The organism is Enterococcus eurekensis, from assembly GCF_042654605.1.
Classification (GTDB): Bacteria; Bacillota; Bacilli; order Lactobacillales; family Enterococcaceae; genus Enterococcus_I; species Enterococcus_I eurekensis.
Genome location: NZ_JBHSGT010000041.1, coordinates 40323 through 59070, shown reverse-complemented (window position 1 = coordinate 59070; position 18748 = coordinate 40323). Strand labels below are relative to the sequence as shown.

The 18748-nt window shown below is 37.0% G+C and carries 15 protein-coding genes; 13 read left to right on the top strand and 2 right to left on the bottom strand.

Going from position 1 to position 18748, the window contains the following annotated elements; all coding sequences use genetic code 11:
- Positions 1–42: 42 nt before the first annotated feature.
- Positions 43–654 carry a 30S ribosomal protein S4 gene (gene rpsD, locus ACFO3L_RS06170; protein WP_379964916.1) on the bottom strand — a complete coding sequence of 204 codons (612 nt, stop codon included), beginning with the start codon at positions 652–654 and terminating at the stop codon, positions 43–45.
- 383 nt (positions 655–1037) lie between these two features.
- On the opposite strand from rpsD, the gene ACFO3L_RS06165 reads away from it, so the two are divergent.
- The 9 genes from ACFO3L_RS06165 to ACFO3L_RS06125 all read left to right on the top strand — a co-directional run bounded on the left by ACFO3L_RS06165 (position 1038) and on the right by ACFO3L_RS06125 (position 12464).
- Positions 1038–1835, top strand: a complete 798-nt coding sequence (locus tag ACFO3L_RS06165; RefSeq protein ID WP_379964914.1) for a formate/nitrite transporter family protein — start codon at positions 1038–1040, stop codon at positions 1833–1835.
- Positions 1836–2119: 284 nt separating this feature from the next.
- Positions 2120–2983 (top strand): PRD domain-containing protein, encoded by an 864-nt coding sequence (locus tag ACFO3L_RS06160; RefSeq protein ID WP_379964912.1) that lies wholly within the window; start codon positions 2120–2122, stop codon positions 2981–2983.
- Positions 2984–3105: 122 nt separating this feature from the next.
- Positions 3106–4974 (top strand): beta-glucoside-specific PTS transporter subunit IIABC, encoded by a 1869-nt coding sequence (locus ACFO3L_RS06155; RefSeq protein WP_379964910.1) that lies wholly within the window; start codon positions 3106–3108, stop codon positions 4972–4974.
- Positions 4975–5012: 38 nt separating this feature from the next.
- On the top strand, positions 5013–6482 hold the full coding sequence (locus ACFO3L_RS06150; protein WP_379964908.1) for a glycoside hydrolase family 1 protein: 1470 nt from the start codon (positions 5013–5015) through the stop codon (positions 6480–6482).
- A gap of 188 nt (positions 6483–6670) precedes the next feature.
- Complete coding sequence (locus ACFO3L_RS06145; RefSeq protein ID WP_379964906.1) at positions 6671–7120, top strand: YaiI/YqxD family protein; 450 nt, start codon at positions 6671–6673, stop codon at positions 7118–7120.
- Between the two features lie 130 nt (positions 7121–7250).
- Positions 7251–8324: a D-alanine--D-alanine ligase gene (locus ACFO3L_RS06140; protein WP_379964904.1), complete on the top strand. Its 1074-nt coding sequence runs from the start codon at positions 7251–7253 to the stop codon at positions 8322–8324.
- A 65-nt stretch (positions 8325–8389) separates the two neighbouring features.
- The gene (locus ACFO3L_RS06135) at positions 8390–9745 is read left to right on the top strand and encodes a UDP-N-acetylmuramoyl-tripeptide--D-alanyl-D-alanine ligase (RefSeq protein WP_379964902.1); all 1356 of its coding nucleotides are present in this window, start codon (positions 8390–8392) and stop codon (positions 9743–9745) included.
- Between the two features lie 409 nt (positions 9746–10154).
- A complete protein-coding gene (locus tag ACFO3L_RS06130; RefSeq protein ID WP_379964900.1) occupies positions 10155–11765 on the top strand; it encodes a degradosome RNA helicase CshA in 1611 nt (536 codons plus the stop codon).
- A 156-nt stretch (positions 11766–11921) separates the two neighbouring features.
- On the top strand, positions 11922–12464 hold the full coding sequence (locus tag ACFO3L_RS06125; protein ID WP_379964898.1) for a sialidase family protein: 543 nt from the start codon (positions 11922–11924) through the stop codon (positions 12462–12464).
- A gap of 273 nt (positions 12465–12737) precedes the next feature.
- Here ACFO3L_RS06125 and ACFO3L_RS06120 read toward each other — a convergent pair whose 3' ends face one another.
- Positions 12738–13565, bottom strand: coding sequence for a MerR family transcriptional regulator (locus ACFO3L_RS06120; RefSeq protein WP_379964896.1), 828 nt, complete (start codon positions 13563–13565; stop codon positions 12738–12740).
- Positions 13566–13654: 89 nt separating this feature from the next.
- Here ACFO3L_RS06120 and ACFO3L_RS06115 point away from each other — a divergent pair, with 89 nt between their 5' ends.
- From ACFO3L_RS06115 to acpS, 4 genes are all read left to right on the top strand, one after another.
- Positions 13655–14683: an NAD(P)H-dependent amine dehydrogenase family protein gene (locus tag ACFO3L_RS06115; RefSeq protein WP_379964894.1), complete on the top strand. Its 1029-nt coding sequence runs from the start codon at positions 13655–13657 to the stop codon at positions 14681–14683.
- A 245-nt stretch (positions 14684–14928) separates the two neighbouring features.
- Positions 14929–15663: an alpha/beta fold hydrolase gene (locus ACFO3L_RS06110; protein ID WP_379964892.1), complete on the top strand. Its 735-nt coding sequence runs from the start codon at positions 14929–14931 to the stop codon at positions 15661–15663.
- Positions 15660–18197, top strand: a complete 2538-nt coding sequence (gene mprF, locus ACFO3L_RS06105; RefSeq protein ID WP_379964890.1) for a bifunctional lysylphosphatidylglycerol flippase/synthetase MprF — start codon at positions 15660–15662, stop codon at positions 18195–18197. The genes ACFO3L_RS06110 and mprF overlap by 4 nt, the downstream gene beginning before the upstream one ends.
- A 184-nt stretch (positions 18198–18381) precedes the next feature.
- Positions 18382–18747, top strand: a complete 366-nt coding sequence (gene acpS / locus ACFO3L_RS06100) for a holo-ACP synthase (protein ID WP_379964888.1) — start codon at positions 18382–18384, stop codon at positions 18745–18747.
- The last annotated feature ends 1 nt before the right edge of the window (position 18748 follow it).

The following is an 18748-nucleotide window of genomic DNA, read 5'->3' as shown; positions in this document are numbered from 1 at the left end:
CGAAAGCTTCAAAAAGAAGTTTTCGAGGTTTAATTTGAAAGATTAGATTAATTTGTTGTAGTACTCAACTACTAATAATTCATCAATTTCTTGTGATAACTCATCACGTTCAGGTAAACGAGTGTATGAACCTTCTAATTTTTCGGCATCAAATGCTACAAATGATGGGCGTCCAATAGTTGCTTCAACAGCTTCTTTGATTACAGGAATGTTTTTAGATTTTTCGCGAACTGCGATCACTTGACCAGGTTGTACGCGGAATGATGGAATATCAACGCGTTTGCCATCTACAGTGATGTGGCCGTGGTTAACTAATTGACGAGCTTGACGACGAGTAGTTGCTAAACCTAAACGGTAAACAACGTTATCTAAGCGTTGCTCTAATAAAATCATGAAGTTCACACCGTGAGTTCCTTCTTTGATTTTACCAGCTTGGATGAATAACGTACGGAATTGACGTTCGTTCATGCCATAAGTGTGGCGTAGTTTTTGTTTTTCATTTAATTGTAAACCGTATTCTGAGCGAGCTCCGCGGCTAGTTGGTCCATGTTGACCAGGTGCGTAAGGGCGACGTGCTAATTCTTTTCCAGTGCCTGATAATGAAATACCTAAGCGACGAGAAACTTTCCATGATGGTCCAGTATAACGTGACATTAAAGATTCCTCCAATAATATAATAGTATTTGGAGTAAAATAATCCGATGAAAGAGTCATTTCTCGTGTAGTTCAGTCTTCAATCTTCACCTTATGCAGCCGGGGCTACGCAATTGAACCTAATAAAAGGCGATGAACTGGGGACGAGTAATTCATTTTCTGCTGCATTATTTTACACAAAGAATAATATAGCATGGATATTATTGATTTGTCAAATGAATCGCTGTAAAATAACCAGAGAAACAAATCATTTTGTTCTCAATGTTTTTCTGAAAATAATTTATACATTTTTTCACAATAACCTTTACAAATCATGAATACCTATTTAAAATAAAAGAGGATAATGTCACTTAAAGACAGAAGTACTAAAGGAGAGTCTAAAAATGAATCCAGTATCACCTCTATTTGAAAAGATCGATGCCTCAATTGAGAAGAAGAAAAACTTAATCGAAACCAGTTATGCGCGCTATGCTTTGCGTGCGATTTTCGCTTGTATGTTCTTAACATTGGGAACAGCTGTAGCCTACAGTATTGCGATGAAAGGTGAACACATTGCACCTGGTTTTGGTAAGATGTTGTATGCGTTTATGTTTAGCTGGTCGCTCGTCATGATTTTGTATATGAACGCTGAATTGGGAACATCGAATATGTTATATATGACGGTGGGTTATTATCGTCGTCGTTTAAATTTTACTTTTGCTGTAAAAATTTTATTTACTTGTATTTTATTTAACTTAATCGGTGGCGTGTTGTTTGGTTACTTGATTTCTTTGACAGGACCATTCCAAGACTTACCGATTGATAGTTACTTTTTTGAGTCGATAACGAGTAAATTAGAAAAATCTTCGGGACAAATTTTAGTGGAGGGGATTTTTGCCAATATTGTCGTCAACGTTGCGGTTTTAATTAGTATGCGAATGAAAGACGATGCTGGAAAAATTATGGCGATTATTTTTATTATTTTCATCTTTGCCTTTTTAGGTTTTGAACACGTCATTGCTAACTTCCCGGCCTTTTCATTAGCTTACTTTGCTTCAAACGGAACATTAGAAGCGATGACCGCAGGCAATGCGGTACACAATTTAACTTTTGCCTTAATCGGTAATTATATCGGTGGTGGTTTAATCATGGGGCTCGGCTATGCCTGGTTAAACAACTCAAGCTCAAAATACGTCGATTAATCAAGGGCTTTATATTTAAAGTATTTATAAGACACGCAATCCATTTTTTTGATTGCGTGTTTTTATTTTTTAGATATAAAAGATAGAAAAAGATCGGATTTATTGAGGGAAACATGAATAGAATAGGCTTTAGAGCGTTTTTTGCTTTTTTTTCCAAAAAGTATTGACACCGCTTTCTAACGGTGGTATTCTTTATTCATACAAAACACGAGGAGTGTCACTGATACGATCAGGCACCACCAAATCTTTAGTAGTTGGGACAACTGCTTCAGTTTGGTGTTTTTTTGTTTCAAAAAGGGGGTAGTCATATTTATTCCATAGTGAAATCGCTAAATAATAACCTAGTCTTAGCACAAGATGAGCAGCGAAAAGAATATGTTTTGTTTGGCACAGGGATTGGCTTTAAAAAGAAGAAGGGGGATCTGATTGAGGAGTCGTTAATTACAAAAATTTTTCATGGGGAAGATTATCAAAATATTTCAGCGTTGGTAGATAGTATTTCTCCAGATGTATTATCGGTAACAGAAAATATCGTTGATGAAGGTGAAAAATATTTAGGCAAAAAGCTCAACACAAGTCTTTTGATATCGCTAGCGGATCATATTCAAAGTGCGATTAATCGCCAAAATGAAGGAATTGAGATTGTAGGGAGTTCGTTGCAGTGGGAAATTCCTTTCCTCTATACAAAAGAATCAAAAATTGGGAAAAAAGCCTTGGAAGTCATCGCTATAAAACTTGGAGTAGATTTACCAGAGATGGAAGCGGCTTTTATTGCATTGCATTTTGTTAACGCGCAAGATGGCATTCAGTCAATGGATGAAACGATGTTGATTACGGCAATTACCAAAAGTATGGTGAAAACAATTCAGTCGTTGTTTGATGTAGTATTGAATAAAGAAAGTATGAACTATTCAAGGTTTGTTACTCATATCCGCTATTTTATGAATCGACAAATTCGTCAAGAAGAAATGATTGCAAATCCCGATGATAAATTGTACTTAATTATTCAGGAACAATACCCAAAAAGTTACGCTTGCGGATTAATGATTCGTGAAATGTTAAAAAAAGAATATCAATTAGTTATTAATGATGATGAAATGATCTATTTGATTATTCATATTCAACGTGTTGTTTCAGAAACTAAATAAAAATAGGTGTGTAACATGATTGGCATTAACCTAAACAAATTTTTCAAGGACTTTTTTGAGTTCGCTGGAATTTGTTTAGGTTTTTTCTATATCTAAATACATGAAAATAGGAGTGAATGAACATGAACCATCGAGAACTAGCCGAACAAATTATTGAAAAAATAGGCGGAGTCGGAAATATTAATCAAAGTTGGCACTGCATTACACGTTTACGCTTTAATATACGCGACAAAGATGCGGTTAAATTAAAAGAGATTCAAGACTTGGAGGGTGTACTAGGGGCACAGTTTCAAAGTGGCCAGTTACAAATCATTATTGGAAGTGCCGTTGCAAAAGTTTATCAAGAAGTTCAGCAATTAACCGAAGGGAAAATTGTTTCTACTGATAACGAAGGTGGAAAAAAAGGGAATATCTTTGATCAATTATTTGATGTTATTTCAGGTGTTTTTACCCCGATTTTAGCTGCGATTACAGGTAGTGGACTCTTAAAAGGAGTCATGGCAATTTTAGTTGTTTTAGGTGTTTTATCCGATACGAGTTCAACATACATCGTATTAAACGCGATTGCTGATGCAACGTTTCATTTCTTGCCTTTTCTAATCGCTTTCTCAGCAGCTAATAAGTTTAAAACGAATCCATCGCTTGCAGTCACATTAGCTGGAATTTTAATGTATCCAACTTTTATGGCTAATGCGGCAGGTGGAGAAATTACGAGTTTAAGCTTTATTGGTTTAACGATTCCAATGAATAGCTATGCCTCAACAGTATTGCCTATTATTTTAGGTGTTTTACTTTTGAGTTACGTTGAAAAATATGCGAAGAAAATTGTTCCAGATTCTTTAACAATTATTTTTGTTCCATTAATTAGTTTGCTTGTAACAGCACCGATAACGTTAGCTTTTATTGCGCCACTTGGAAATCTGTTAGGAATGTATTTAGAACAATTCTTTACAATGTTGTTTACTGTTGCAGGTCCAGTAGCGGGTGCTTTAATGGGTGGTTTAATGCCAGTGATTGTCGTAACTGGTATGCACTATGCCTTCTTCCCAGGAACATTTGCAAGTTTCGATAAATTTGGGTATGACATCATGTTGCTACCTTTAAACTTAGTCGCTAATTTAGCACAAGCAGGTTCAACATTAGCAGTCTTTTTCAAAACCAAAGATCAAAAAATGAAACAAGTCGCATTCTCTGCTTTTATTCCAGCACTCTTTGGGATTACCGAACCAGCCATTTATGGTGTAACGATGAAACTTAAAAAACCTTTTTATGCAAGTATGATTGGTGGTGCCGTTGGTGGTGCGATTTTTGGAACATTTGTCGTTAAAGCTTTCAGTTTCACAGTTCCAGGAATTTTAGCGTTACCGACTTATATTGAAACAGGCACAAACAATTTTTTGTTTGCCATCTTAGGTGTTCTATCAAGTTTTGTTGTCGCATTTATCATGACGATGTTATTGAAGTTTGATCGCGGAGAGGTTGAAACAAAAGAAATTTTTGAAAGCAAAACAGTAATCACCAAAGAACTTCCGAGTCCTATTTTGTCACCGATGACAGGAGTAGTTAAAAATTTAAGTGATTGTCCAGATACAACTTTTGCTTCAGGAATTGTTGGTAAAGGAATTGGAATTATTCCAGAAAATAATACTGTGACTGCGCCATTTGAAGGCGAAGTTACAATGACTACACCGACCAATCATGCAATTGGTCTGTTATCTAAAACCGGTGTCGAAATTTTGATTCATGTAGGGATTGATACGGTTAGCTTAGATGGTCAAGGCTTCGAACGCTTAGTCAATGTTGGCGATCAAGTCAGTGTCGGTACGCCGTTACTAACTTTTGATATCGAAGAAATTAAAAAAAGAAACTTACCATTATTTTCACCAATTGTCATAACGAATAGTCCCAATTTTCTCGATGTGATTGTTTCAGTTAAAGCAGACGAAAGAATTACTAGTGGTCAGGAAGAAATACTAATCGTTGTTGATTAATTTAAAATAGAAAAAATAGTTTTTAGGAGGAATTTTTAATGAAAGAATTACAAACAGGATTTCCAAAAGGATTTTTATGGGGCGGCGCAACGGCAGCCAATCAAATAGAAGGTGCTTATAATGAAGGCGGAAAAGGCATGTCTACTTCGGACTATGCAGCATATAAAGACCCTTATGCAACTGGAAAAGTTGATAACTTCACATTTAATGTGACTTCAAAAGAGTTAAAAGAATATCAGGAAAATGAAGCCAATTATTTGTTCCCTAAACGTTGGGGAATTGATTTTTACCATCGCTATAAAGAAGATATCGCATTGTTTGCAGAGATGGGCTTTAAAACATTTCGGATTTCAATTTCATGGGCACGAATTTTTCCAACAGGTTTAGAAACAGAACCGAATGAAGAAGGATTAGCATTTTATGATAAAGTGTTTGATGAATGTGCTAAATATGGGATTGAACCGTTAGTAACTATGTCGCATTATGAGTTGCCAATCACTTTAACTGAAAAATACAATGGTTGGGCAAGCAGAGAATTAATTCCTTTATTTGAAAAATATGCGCGAGTGTTATTCAATCGTTATCAATCAAAAGTAAAATATTGGATTACTTTTAATGAAATGAACATGAATTTAAATAGTTTGTATACGGGTGCAGGGATTCTTGAAGATTTAATTGATCCGGAGAAAAAATTAGAAGTGACTTACCAAGCATCTCATCATCAATTTTTAGCAAGTGCCTTAGCAGTGAAAGCAGCGAAAGAGATTATGCCAGACGCTCAAATTGGTTGTATGATTAACCAAATTGAATCTTACGCTTTAACTACAAAACCGGAAGATCAATTGCAAGCATTGAAGTCCAATCAATTAAACATGTTCTATCCAGATGTTCAAGCTCGTGGCGAATACCCATCATATATGGCTCGTTATTTTTCTGATAATGATATTAACATTGTGATGGAGGAAGAAGATGCAGCGATTTTAGCTGAAGGAACAGTTGATTTTGTAGCCATTAGTTATTACATGTCACATGTAACAGAAGCGCGTGAAGATGCAGCAAAATTAGCCGGCTCATTTGATAGCCCGATTAAAAATGAATATTTAGAACTATCACAATGGGATTGGCCAATTGATCCAATTGGGTTAAGAATTTCATTAATGAAATTATATGATCGTTATGAATTGCCATTGTTCGTCTGTGAAAATGGTTTGGGTGCGAAAGATGAATTAACTGAAGATGGAAGAATTCATGATGACTATCGTATTGATTATATAAAAAAACATGTGGAGCAAATGAAAGAAGCAATCAAAGATGGTGTTGATTTGATGGGTTACACAACATGGGGCTGTATTGATTTAATTAGCTGTGGAACATCACAAATGTCGAAAAGATATGGTTTTATCTATGTCGATCAAGACGATGAAGGCAATGGGAGCCTGGCACGTTACCGAAAAGATTCTTTTGAATGGTACAAAGAAGTCATAGCTTCTAATGGTGAAAATCTATAAAGGACGAAGAGATGCGGTCGAAATCGCATCTCTTTATTTTTACATATAAATTTACTCAGCACAAAACAATTGCTGCCTGAATTTTATACTTTCTTTTTGAATCAGTTCATTAAAATATTGCCTGCCATACTAGATTTAGCTTAATTGTGTTAAACTAAAAAGGAGTTCAAGTAAAGAAGGTGGATTTAATGCGTTTTGTGATTGATGGCGATGGTTCGCCAGTTAAAGAAGAAGTGATTCGTTTAGGGAAGGAATTTCAGTTGCCGGTGTTAATTATTACGAGTGTCGATCATTATACGATGAAAGAATATCCTGATTTTGTACAATTTATTTATGTCGATAAAGGAGCAGACCGAGCGGATTATCAAATTGTGAAAGAAATCAAACCAGGAGATTTGTTGATTACGCAAGATTATGGTTTAGCTTCGCTTGTCTTACCTAAAAAAGCGCGTGTATTTCATCATTCCGGTATGGAGTATTTACCCGAGACGATCGATCAATTATTAATGCAACGCTATATTGGAGGACAAATGCGTAAAGCGGGTAAGCGAACAAAAGGTCCAAAACCATTTACCGCTAGTGACCGCCAATTATTTTATGAAATCATGATGGACGTAGTAGAAGCGGAATTGAAATAGCTAACCTGTGAAAGCCTTTTCTTATTTTTTTCGTTAAACTATGTTCGCTCCGCTGCTTTTGTGATAAAATATGAAATGATTTAGAAATGAATATTGAAAACACTGTAAGAGATATTAGGAGGACGCGTTTTTGAAAATTATTTTACTCTATGGCGGCCAAAGTGCAGAACATGAAGTGTCAATCTTGTCGGCTTTTTCAGTTTTGAATGCCGTATACTATAACTATTATCAAGTACAATTAGTCTTTATTACTAAAGAAGGCGAGTGGATTAAAGGGCCACTTTTAACAGAGCAACCAGCTTCAAAAGAAGTATTAGAATTGACTTGGCCAAAAGATGCGACAGAAGAAGGTGAATTTACAGGTGAGAAAATTTCACCAAGTCTCATTAAGGAAGACGACGCAATTGTCTTTCCAATTTTACATGGACCAAACGGTGAAGATGGGACCATCCAAGGCTTCTTAGAAACGATCGGCATGCCTTATGTAGGTGCGGGTGTCCTAACGAGTGCTTGTGCGATGGATAAAATTACAACGAAGTATTTATTGCAAGTTGCGGGTATTCCGCAAGTACCTTTTGTTCCAGTCTTGAAAAATCTCTGGAAAGAAAATCCAAAGAAAATTTTTGAACAATGTGAAGGCTCGTTATTGTATCCATTTTTTGTTAAACCGGCAAATATGGGTTCAAGTGTCGGGATTTCAAAAGTTGAAAATCGTGAAGAGTTACAAGCAGCTTTAGAAGAAGCTTTTAAATATGACAACCGCGCTGTAATCGAACAAGGTATTGAAGCCCGTGAAATCGAAGTGGCAATCTTAGGTAACGAAGATGTCCGCACTACTTTGGCTGGTGAAATTGTTAAAGATGTTGATTTTTACGATTATAATTCGAAGTATATCGATAACAAGATTACAATGGCGATTCCCGCACAAATTCCTGATGACGTGCAAGCCAAAGCTCAAGAATATGCGAAATTGGCTTATACAATGATTGGTGGTAGTGGTCTGAGTCGTTGTGATTTCTTCTTAACAGATAAGAATGAACTATTCTTAAATGAATTAAATACGATGCCTGGCTTTACTCAATTTAGCATGTATCCAGTTCTCTGGGAGTCAATGGGCTTACAGTATAGCGATCTAATTGAAGAGTTAATCCAATTAGGCTTAAATCGTTTTAAACAACGTAAAAACTTTTTAGTCAATATGTAGAAAAGACGAGGCTGTAATCAATGAAGGTTACAGTCTTATTTTTATGCAAAAATAAGGAGAAGAAAATGAATTTAACACTGAAAGAAATTACAATAGCATTGAACATTCAAGGAGAATTCCCAGATTTAACGATTTCAAGCGTTGAGTTTGATAGTCGTTTAATCACACAAAATGGTTTTTTCGTTCCGTTGGCAGGAGAACGGGACGGTCATACGTTTGCGGATAAGGCTGTTGAAAACGGTGCGGTGGCGAGTTTTTGGAGTCGCTCGTTAGAAGAAGCACCAAAAGGTTTGATTTTGTTACCGGTAGCTGACGTTACGGCAGCATTTCAGCAATTAGCTGTTTATTATCAAGCAAAAGTTGCGCCTAAAGTGGTCGCTATCACGGGAAGTAATGGGAAAACGACGACGAAAGATATGACGGAATCCGTGTTGGCCCAAAAATTTCAAACGTACAAAACGCAAGGAAATTATAATAATGATTTAGGGATGCCGTATACGATATTACACATGCCTGAACAAACGGAAGTACTCATTTTAGAAATGGGGATGGATCATCAAGGCGAGATTGCCTTCTTATCCAAATTAGCGAAACCTGATGTGGCGGCGATTACTTTAATTGGTGAAGCCCATCTTGAGAATTTAGGTTCACGTCAAGGGATTGCGGCAGCCAAAATGGAAATTGTCACTGGTTTAAAAAATGAGGGACTCTTGTTAATTCCAGCAAATGAGCCCTTACTTAAACCATTGGTTGCTGATTTACCACAAACGATTCAAACTTTTGGTGTCGGTCAAGGTGAATTGAGCGCGACGATTTTAACAGAAGACAAAGAGCGTACAACCTTTGAAGTTGACGGTTTCGTCTATGAGATTCCCATATTAGGTAGTTATAATGTTACGAATGCCTTAATCGCTTATGGTTTTGGTCAATACTTTGGTCTGACTCCAGAAGAAATTGCACGTGGTTTGGCTCGATTTCAATTAACGAAAAACCGTACACAATGGTTGAAAGCGGCTAATGGGGCGGATATTTTAAGTGATGTTTACAATGCCAATCCAACAGCGATGGGCCTTGTCTTGGATAGTTTTGGTCAGTTATCGATTGAAGGTCGTCGCTTTGTTGTTTTAGCGGATATGTTGGAGTTAGGTCCAGATTCAAAAGCAATGCACGTGGCGATGAAAGAACATTTAGCCGATAACTATCAAGCTGTTTTCCTATATGGTAGCGAAATGAAAGCTTTAGCAGATGCTTTAATAGGAAGTGCTTTTGATGTTTATCACTTTGAAAAAGAAAACAAACAAGCCTTGATGACACAATTAAAAGCACAGTTAAAAGCAACGGATGCCTTGCTACTAAAGGGAAGTAACGGCATGGGTTTAATTGACATTGTGACGTATTTGCAAATAGAGGATGAAGATTAAGAAAGTATAAGAAAAATTATGTAAACAGTTGTTGAAACTTGCTGAAATCTTTCAGCTGTGTTAGAATATTACCGTGCCGAAAGATGAAGAGAATGATTATCAACTCAAGATAATCAATAATGAAGATAAACTAAACATAAGGTGACTATTTATAGTCAGAATGAATTTATATTCGCAATGAGGCTAAGACAAAAGGGAATTGATTACTTGTCCTAGTCTTTTCTAATGCCTTCAAGAAGCGGTTTTTCGGTGGGAAATGAGTGAAAGTTTGGCTAGGGACATCCACTTTTACGTCATTTATCAAAAACAACGCTTCAAGTCAGAACAGTTGATGAACTGACAGAGGGGGAACCCTACAAACAAGCGATGAATGCGGGAGACGTATTCAATCACCACTAGGAGGATTTATTTGAAATTTAAAGAATTAAACTTATCACCAGAATTACTTGCATCCGTTGAACGTGCAGGTTTTGAAGAAGCGACACCGATCCAAGCTGAAACAATCCCAATGGCCTTAGAAGGTAAAGATGTTATTGGTCAAGCACAAACAGGTACTGGTAAAACAGCAGCTTTTGGTTTGCCAATGTTAGAAAAAATTGATCCACAACTTCGCCAAATCCAAGGATTAGTCATTGCTCCAACACGTGAATTAGCGATTCAAACACAAGAAGAATTACACCGATTAGGTCGCGATAAAAAAATTCGTGTATCAGCTGTTTACGGAGGCGCGGATATCGGTCGCCAAATCCGTCAACTAAAAGACAATCCACATATCGTTGTTGGTACACCGGGTCGTATGTTAGACCACATTAACCGTCGTACGTTAAAACTAGGAACAGTTGAAACGTTAGTATTAGACGAAGCCGATGAAATGCTGAACATGGGCTTCCTAGAAGATATCGAATCGATTATCTCTCAAGTCCCTGAGCAACGCCAAACATTATTATTCTCAGCAACAATGCCGCCAGCAATTAAAAACATTGGCGTGAAATTCATGAAAGAACCGGAACACGTAAAAATCAAAGCAAAAGAAATGACTGCTGATTTAATTGAACAATTTTACGTACGTTCAAAAGATTTCGAAAAATTCGATATCATGACTCGTTTATTAGACGTTCAAACACCAGAATTAACCATCGTTTTCGGCCGTACGAAACGCCGTGTTGACGAATTAGCTCGTGGATTAGAAGCTCGTGGTTACAAAGCAGAAGGAATCCATGGCGATTTAACACAACAAAAACGTATGAGCGTTTTACGTTCATTCAAGAATGGTCAATTAGACATCTTAGTTGCGACTGACGTAGCGGCTCGTGGACTAGATATTTCAGGTGTAACACACGTTTACAACTACGATATCCCTCAAGATCCAGAAAGCTATGTTCACCGTATTGGTCGTACAGGCCGTGCTGGTAAAGAAGGTGTGTCAGTAACTTTCGTAACTCCAAACGAAATGAGCTACTTACACGTTATCGAAAACTTAACGAAAAAACGTATGACGCCATTACGTCCACCAAGTGAAAAAGAAGCATTCTCTGGTCAATTAAATGCTGCAGTAGAACAAGTAAGCAGTAAAATTGCAGAAAATGGTTTGGATCGTTACTTAGAAGTAGCTGATCAATTACTTGAAGAGCACAGTCCCCAAGATTTAGTTGCATTGTTAGTTAAAACATTAGCAAAAGATCCAGCAGATATGGAACCCGTAAATATCACACCAGAACGTCCATTACCACAAGGCAAAAAAGGCTTTGGTAATAAAGGTGGCGGTGGTAACCGTCGTGGAGGCAATCGCTCAGGCGGTGGCCGTCGTGAAGGTGGAAACCGTGATGATCGTCGCCCTCGTGGCGAAGGTCGTGGCCGTGATGACCGTCGTTCACGCGGTGGTGAAGGTCGCGGACGCGATGAGCGCCGTGCCCCTCGTACAGAAGATAACCGTGGACGCAGCGGTAACGGTGCAGACCGTAGCAAACGTCAAAGCGGCGATAAAAAACGTAGCTTTGTGATCCGTAACAACCAAGATTAATTAAAGCCAAAAAGCGAAAACTAAAAAGTTTTCGCTTTTTTTTGCCTTAAACAATGTCTGACTATCTATTGGAAAGCGTTTACGATTGTGTTAAGCTTTTTATTTGAAACGTGAATAAATCAGGTGCTTGAAAGACACCTTATGGGAGTTTTTTTAGTGAGTAATCAGCAGATTTTATTTTATCCAGGTGATAATGGTTCAAAGGCTTACCGTATTCCATCGTTGATTTATACAAACGAAAACATACTAATTGCAGCAAATGATGCGCGACTGGTCAATCAAAATGACAATCCGAATCAAATCAATAACGTCATTCGTCGTAGCTATGATAACGGATTAACGTGGACAAATAGTCAAACAACCGTTGCTTATCTTGGCGATGAAGGTGAAGATGGACCAGCTGCGATGGATATTTCCTTGTTACACGATCAAGTAACCGATACGGTTTGGGGTGTGTTTAATCATACGCCAGGTGGTGTCGGATGGTATTTGAGCCAGACAGGCACGGGTTATATTGATGGCGATAAAAAATTAATCGATGGGAATCAAAAGGTGTATCGCTTATTGAGCGATGAGCAAGTTCAAACTCAGACTGGTGAAACGACGGCCTATCGAGTGGATAAATCTGGTTATGTTTATTTAAACGAACAACGTTTAGCGACGATTTACACTAAATTTGATACTGCTAAAAAGACATAACTTTTTGAAGTACAACTAGTTTTTTACAATTAGTCCATAGTCAATATGGCGAGGAAAAATGGATTACTGAAAAAGTCATCGAACCAGGTGCATTTGTGTATTCTTGTATGACACAATTAAACGATGGTCGAATTGGCATACTATACGAGACCGAAAGTGATCAGCCAGGATTGTTACAATCAACATTTGTAACGATTCGATTTGATGAATTACAATAAGTAAGCACCTTATGGCAAATGACGTCATAAGGTGCTTAAATGTTTTATGAGTTACTCAAATAAGTCGCTTCTTTTTTACAGGAATTTGCATGCGAATAAACATTGAACGATTCACGTCAGAGGTTTTACTGTTTTCGTAAAGCACTTCGCAAATGTAATCACCGATAACTTGATAACCTTGTTCAGCCAATGTCTTTTTGAAAAGGGGCAATTGTTTAATTTCTTCTTCGAAAGAGTGACAATAAAAAGTCGCATAAGTTCCTTTTTTTAATTTTTTTGTTTGGGGCGTTTTTTTATCTGAGAAAATAAAGAATTCGTGTGACTGAAAGGTCTCATTTGTAAATGATTGAAGAGACATCAGCGACCCTACCCGATTAAATTTGAGTGCTTGGTTTCGTTGTGACTTGAATTCGCGCAAGGAAAACTCGTATTCTTCATCCGTCATTTGATAAATATTTTTTGTAGAAGCATGCGGTAAGACCCAACGATTTGGAAAATCAACAAGCTCTATTTCGCGACAATCCTTTTTTTCTTGATACAGTAGCGCACCTTCTTGAAAACTTCGAATATCCTGTAATTGCTGCCGAATGCTGTTTAATTCATTTTCTAGTTCAGACTTCTTATTTTCAATTAATTGATTTAACATTGTTGGATTTTTCGTATCATTCATCATTTGTTTAATTTCGGCCAATGAAAAATCCAACTGTTGGAAAAATTGAATGTTATCAATCACGGCTGATTGTTTAATGTGATAGTAGCGATAATTGGTTATTGGATCGACTTCGATTGGGTGCATTAAATTAATTTTTTCATAGTGACGTAAAGCTTGAATTGAAATTTGATTGTACTGGGCGAAATCACCAATTTTCATTTTTGAAAACAATTTCAAAACACTCCCTTGACTCTATAGTTACTATAGATATTATACTATGAATGTGAAAATAAATTCAAATGAAAGCGGAGGAATTAAAAATGTTTAACGAGAAAGTACGTGTAGTGCAATATGGCTGTGGTAAGATGTCAAAATCAATTATCAAGTATTTAGTTAGTCACGGAGCAGAAATTGTCGGCGCAATTGATAGTAATCCAGCAGTAGTCGGACAAGATATTGGTACGTTTGCCGAATTAGGGTATCAAACAGGTGTTAAAATTTCAGACAATGCCCAAGAGGTATTTGATCATTGCGATGCAGACGTAGCAATCGTTACCGTTTTTAGTTACATGCCGGAAATGGAAAAAATATTTGAAACATGTTTGACGAATAAAGTGAATGTTATCACAACTTGTGAAGAAGCGATTTATTCATGGAATACGTCACCAACTGTTTCGAATCGTTTGGATCGATTAGCCAAAGATAATGGAGTAACAATCACTGGAAGTGGCATGCAAGATATTTATTGGATTAATATGCCAACCTTAATGATGGCGGGGATGAATCAGATTACAAAAATTAAAGGTGCCGTGAGTTATAATGTCGAAGATTATGGCTTGGCGTTGGCTGAAGCGCATGGCGCAGGATATGATTTGGCTAAATTTGAAAAAGAAATTGCCCAAGCTGAAAGTTTCCCTTCTTATATGTGGAATGCGGCAGAAGGAATTTGTGCCAAAATGAATTGGACGATTCAGTCGATTAGTCAAAAGAGCGTACCATTTGTTTTAGAAGAAGATGTTTACTCCGAAACACTTGGTCGGACTATCCCAGCAGGTGAGGCAATTGGTATGTCTGCGGTAACGACGATTCAAACACACCAAGGAATTGAGTTGGAAGTTGAATGTATTGGAAAAGTTTATCGTGAAACAGATGGCGATATGTGCGACTGGGAAATTACGGGAGAACCAAATATGGTCTTTTCACTAGAGAAACCAGATACTGTTGCTCACACATGTGCAACAATTGTGAATCGCATTCCATCACTCCTACATGCACCAACCGGCTTAATTACGGCTGATAAATTAGAAGAACCCAATTACTTAACGTATCCAATGCATCTATATGTTTAAATAATCATTCGTATAAACAAGGCGGAATCAAAAAATTAAATAACCAAGTTCCATGAAATCTGTTTGATAAAACACTGATTTCATGGGATTTTTATTTTTATAGATCGTTACGTAAAAGGTACTTTTGGACCAGTCGTATTTTTTTCTAAAAAAATTTAAAATCACTCGGTTGTCACAAGGCAAAAAAGTGAAGTTGATGTATGATTAAGACAAGGCATACTCGAGCAAAAAAGGGGTTGAAACAGATGAAGAAAGAAGCTTTTTATAGTCAAATGCCAGATGGCACTGAGATTTATTATGAAAAAAGTGGCGTTGGTGAACCGCTTTTCCTTTTGCATGGCAATGGCGATAGCGGGGGGTATTTTTCTCATCAAGTCCCCTTATTTGAAAAATATTTTACCGTGTATGTGATTGATAGTCGTGCACATGGAAAATCGAATAATACTCAACCGTATTTAGATTTTCCTTTGATGGCAGATGATTTAGTTCAGCTCATTGCACAAGAATCATTGAGCGATGTGACGATTTTAGGTTTTAGTGACGGAGCAAATTTGGCGCTTGTTTTTAGTGTCTTGTATCCTCAAAAAGTCCGCGCATTGGTTTTAAATTCTGGGAATATTTTTGTTTCAGGAGTGAAATTTTGGGCTAATTGGTGGAGCTATGCTCAGTTGATTTGGTTTTGGTTGGGTCATTTTTTTATTCCTAAATATCAGCAAAAATTATCGATGATTCGACTCATGCTACACGATAGCGGTGTTTCCGAAAGTCAGTTACATCAAATCGCTTGTCCAACGCTAATTATTGTCGGTTATCGTGATTTGGTCACATTGCGTCATTCAAAATTTTTAGCTCGATCAATCCCACAGGCATCCTTTGTTCGGATGAAGGGCGAAAATCATTTTTATGCAAGAAGAAATCCAGACAGTTTTAATCAAGAAGTTTTAGCATTTTTGAATTCGGTTGGTGAGGTGGAGAAATGAAAAAAGTGATGGCATTTTTTAAAAAGTATTTTGGTTATTTGAAATTTCTATTGTTCCTGTCAATTATTGTAATCGTTGTTCGTGAATTATTGTTACTCAACAAAAGTTTGTCCTATGAGGCATTATTATCAATCTTTAGCCAGATTGCGCCGTGGAAAACGCTCGTGATGTTGCTTGTTGGTGGAATAGCTGTGATTCCGATGATTGGTTACGATTGGATTTTGAATAAGAATTTAGATCAAAAACTCTCGAAAAAATACTTGTTTGAAACGAGTTGGATGATTAATACAATCAATAACGTGGCTGGTTTTGGTGGTGTTGTCAGTATTGGTTTACGCTCGCAAATATATGGGAAAAATAAAGAAACAAAAGTTTTAGCGGCCTCGTTATCGAAAATCTTTTTATTTATGATGTCCGGTCTATCGATTTATAGTTTTTTTGCGCTAATTGTCGGTTTTTTCGCAGATGTTTTGACCACTGATCACCATTGGATTTGGTTGTTAGGGGGAAGTTTGTATGTCCCGGTCGTACTTTTGATTCATTCTATTTGGAATCAAAAAAAAGAGCAAACCGTTAACAGTAAAGAGGCACTTTCGTTGATTATGATTTCCTTTTTGGAATGGACGGGAGTCATTGTAACTTTTTTTGTAGTCGGTCAATTAATGGGATTGAATCAGCACATGGCTAGTATTTTTCCACTATTTGTGGCGGCCAGTGTGATAGGTGTCCTCTCGATGATTCCAGGTTCATTAGGGAGTTTTGATTTAGTGATGCTCGTTGGCTTAACGCGCCTGGGACTGTCCAATGAACTAGCAACTAGCTGGCTATTACTCTATCGATTTTTTTATTATATTGTGCCCTTTTTAATTAGCTTACCCGTTTTTGTGCATACGTCAGCCAATCAAATCAACATGCGCTATGAAGGGGTTCCTAAACAATTGTTCTTTCAAGTCCTTCAGAAATTGACGGTCATTAGCTATTACGTTTTTGGTATTTTGTTAATGATGTCGAATGTCTTTCCGAAATGGTTTGACCAATACATTTGGCTGCAGCAATTTCATTTGCCAACAGCTCATTTGTTTTCGCAAATTCCCAATATTATCATTGGTAGTTTTTTCTTAATTGTCGGTCGAGGGTTAGCAGCGAAAGTTAAAAGGAGTTTACTCCCAGCCTATGTGTTACTCGTAGGAACAAGTATTTACTGTTTCCTACTCGGATATGGCGTACTGTTACAAATTTATTTGTTGGTTCTTTTCTTACTAACATTCTTCACTCGCAAAGAATTGTTCCGTAAACAATTCGTGTACGCTTGGGAATGGTTAACAATTGACGGCTTGATTTTAGCTATTTTTTCAATTAGTTACATTGTTCTTGGCGTTGAAAATCGACAAGGGCTACCAAAATCCTTTCATTTTCGAGCCTTACACTTAGTGAATGTTTCGATTGGTGAAATTTGGCTTTATAGTTTGTTAATCATCCTTTCGATTATTTTATGTAGTGCACTTTTAATCCGTTATTTACAAGGAACAAAAGAACTACTAGGAGAAGCGTTCAATGAAGCGCTTGTCCAAAACATTCTCCGGAACTATGGCGGTAATTTAACGAGCCAACTTGTTTTCTTAAAAGATAAACGAATTTTTGTTTATCAAAACGCCGACGAACCAACCGTCTTTTTCCAGTTTGCGATTTATAATAATAAATGTATCGTGATGGGGGATCCTTCAGGAAAAAAAGAGGATTTCCCGGAAGCTATTACAGCGATTATTGAAGCAGGCGATGTTTTAGGTTACACACCAGTTTTCTATGAAGTTAGCGAAGAGTTTGTTTTCTTACTGCATGAATATGGCTATGAATTTTTCAAAATGGGGGAAGAGGCGCGTGTTTATTTACCTGATTTTACATTATCAGGTAAAAAAATGAAGGGCAACCGAGCGTTAATTAATAAATTGATAAAATCGGGTTATCAATTCGAAGTTTTGCAGCCACCATTTAGTCCAGAAATGATGGCGGAGATCAAAGTAATTTCTGATGCATGGCTAGGTAGTCGTAAAGAAAAAGGCTTTTCGTTAGGTTTCTTTTCAGAGGAATATTTGCAACGAGCAGAGCTAGCCATTGTTCGTGATGAAAATCAGGCTATCGTGGCTTTTTCCAATATTATGCCGACGTATGACAAGGAAGTTATCACAATTGATCTAATGCGACACCACCCACAAAAGGCGCCTTCAGGCAGTATGGACTTTTTATTTATTCACTTATTTGAATGGAGCCAAGCACAAGGAATCGATTATTTTAGTTTAGGGATGGCACCTTTATCAAATGTTGGTGTTACGCAAAAAAGTTTCATTCAAGAAAAAATTGCTCATTTGGTTTATCAATTTGGTTCGCGTTTTTATTCTTTCCAAGGATTACGAAAATACAAAGCCAAGTATGCAACGAAATGGGTTCCAAGTTACTTGCTTTACCACCGAGATAACTGGATTTTATACGTGATGATTGCGTTGTTAATTGTCGATGATGAGTCGAAAAGGGAGTAGTTAAAACGGATTGCTAAGTGTTATCACAGCAATCCGTTTTTTTGTCGGAAAGCGTAGCGTAAAAATGATGTTTTCAAAGAGATTCATCGCCTCTCACAGCAGAGCGCTTCTTTTATCTCCTTTTTTTTGCTAAAATGGTTAGTAGAAGAATATTTCACTATTAGAATGAAAAGAGTCGAAGAGAATGATTCAAGGAATTGGAATAGATGCGGTGGAATTACCACGCATGAAAAAAATAATCGAAGAAAAACCGCGCTTTATTACCCGCGTGTTGACGAAGAATGAAAAATCTTTATTTGATGCCTTGCCAACTAAGCGACAAGTTGAATTTTTGGCGGGTCGTTTTGCCTGTAAAGAAGCTTTTTCAAAAGCTTGGGGCACAGGTATCGGACAAGTTACTTTTCAAGATATTGAAATATTAGTCAATGAAAAAGGTGCACCAGTGGTCACAAAATCACCTTATGACGAGGGAAGTGTATTTGTGAGCATTACCCATACCGATGCTTTTGCTTTTGCACAAATTATTTTAGAAAAAAAGGAGGCGAATTAAG

Coding starts and splice junctions, on each gene's coding strand:
- rpsD (WP_379964916.1), bottom strand. CDS start 654: ATGTCACGTTATACTGGACCATCATGGAAAGTTTCTCGTCGCTTAGGT.
- ACFO3L_RS06165 (WP_379964914.1), top strand. CDS start 1,038: ATGAATCCAGTATCACCTCTATTTGAAAAGATCGATGCCTCAATTGAG.
- ACFO3L_RS06155 (WP_379964910.1), top strand. CDS start 3,106: ATGAACCATCGAGAACTAGCCGAACAAATTATTGAAAAAATAGGCGGA.
- ACFO3L_RS06150 (WP_379964908.1), top strand. CDS start 5,013: ATGAAAGAATTACAAACAGGATTTCCAAAAGGATTTTTATGGGGCGGC.
- ACFO3L_RS06145 (WP_379964906.1), top strand. CDS start 6,671: ATGCGTTTTGTGATTGATGGCGATGGTTCGCCAGTTAAAGAAGAAGTG.
- ACFO3L_RS06135 (WP_379964902.1), top strand. CDS start 8,390: ATGAATTTAACACTGAAAGAAATTACAATAGCATTGAACATTCAAGGA.
- ACFO3L_RS06115 (WP_379964894.1), top strand. CDS start 13,655: ATGTTTAACGAGAAAGTACGTGTAGTGCAATATGGCTGTGGTAAGATG.
- ACFO3L_RS06110 (WP_379964892.1), top strand. CDS start 14,929: ATGAAGAAAGAAGCTTTTTATAGTCAAATGCCAGATGGCACTGAGATT.
- mprF (WP_379964890.1), top strand. CDS start 15,660: ATGAAAAAAGTGATGGCATTTTTTAAAAAGTATTTTGGTTATTTGAAA.
- acpS (WP_379964888.1), top strand. CDS start 18,382: ATGATTCAAGGAATTGGAATAGATGCGGTGGAATTACCACGCATGAAA.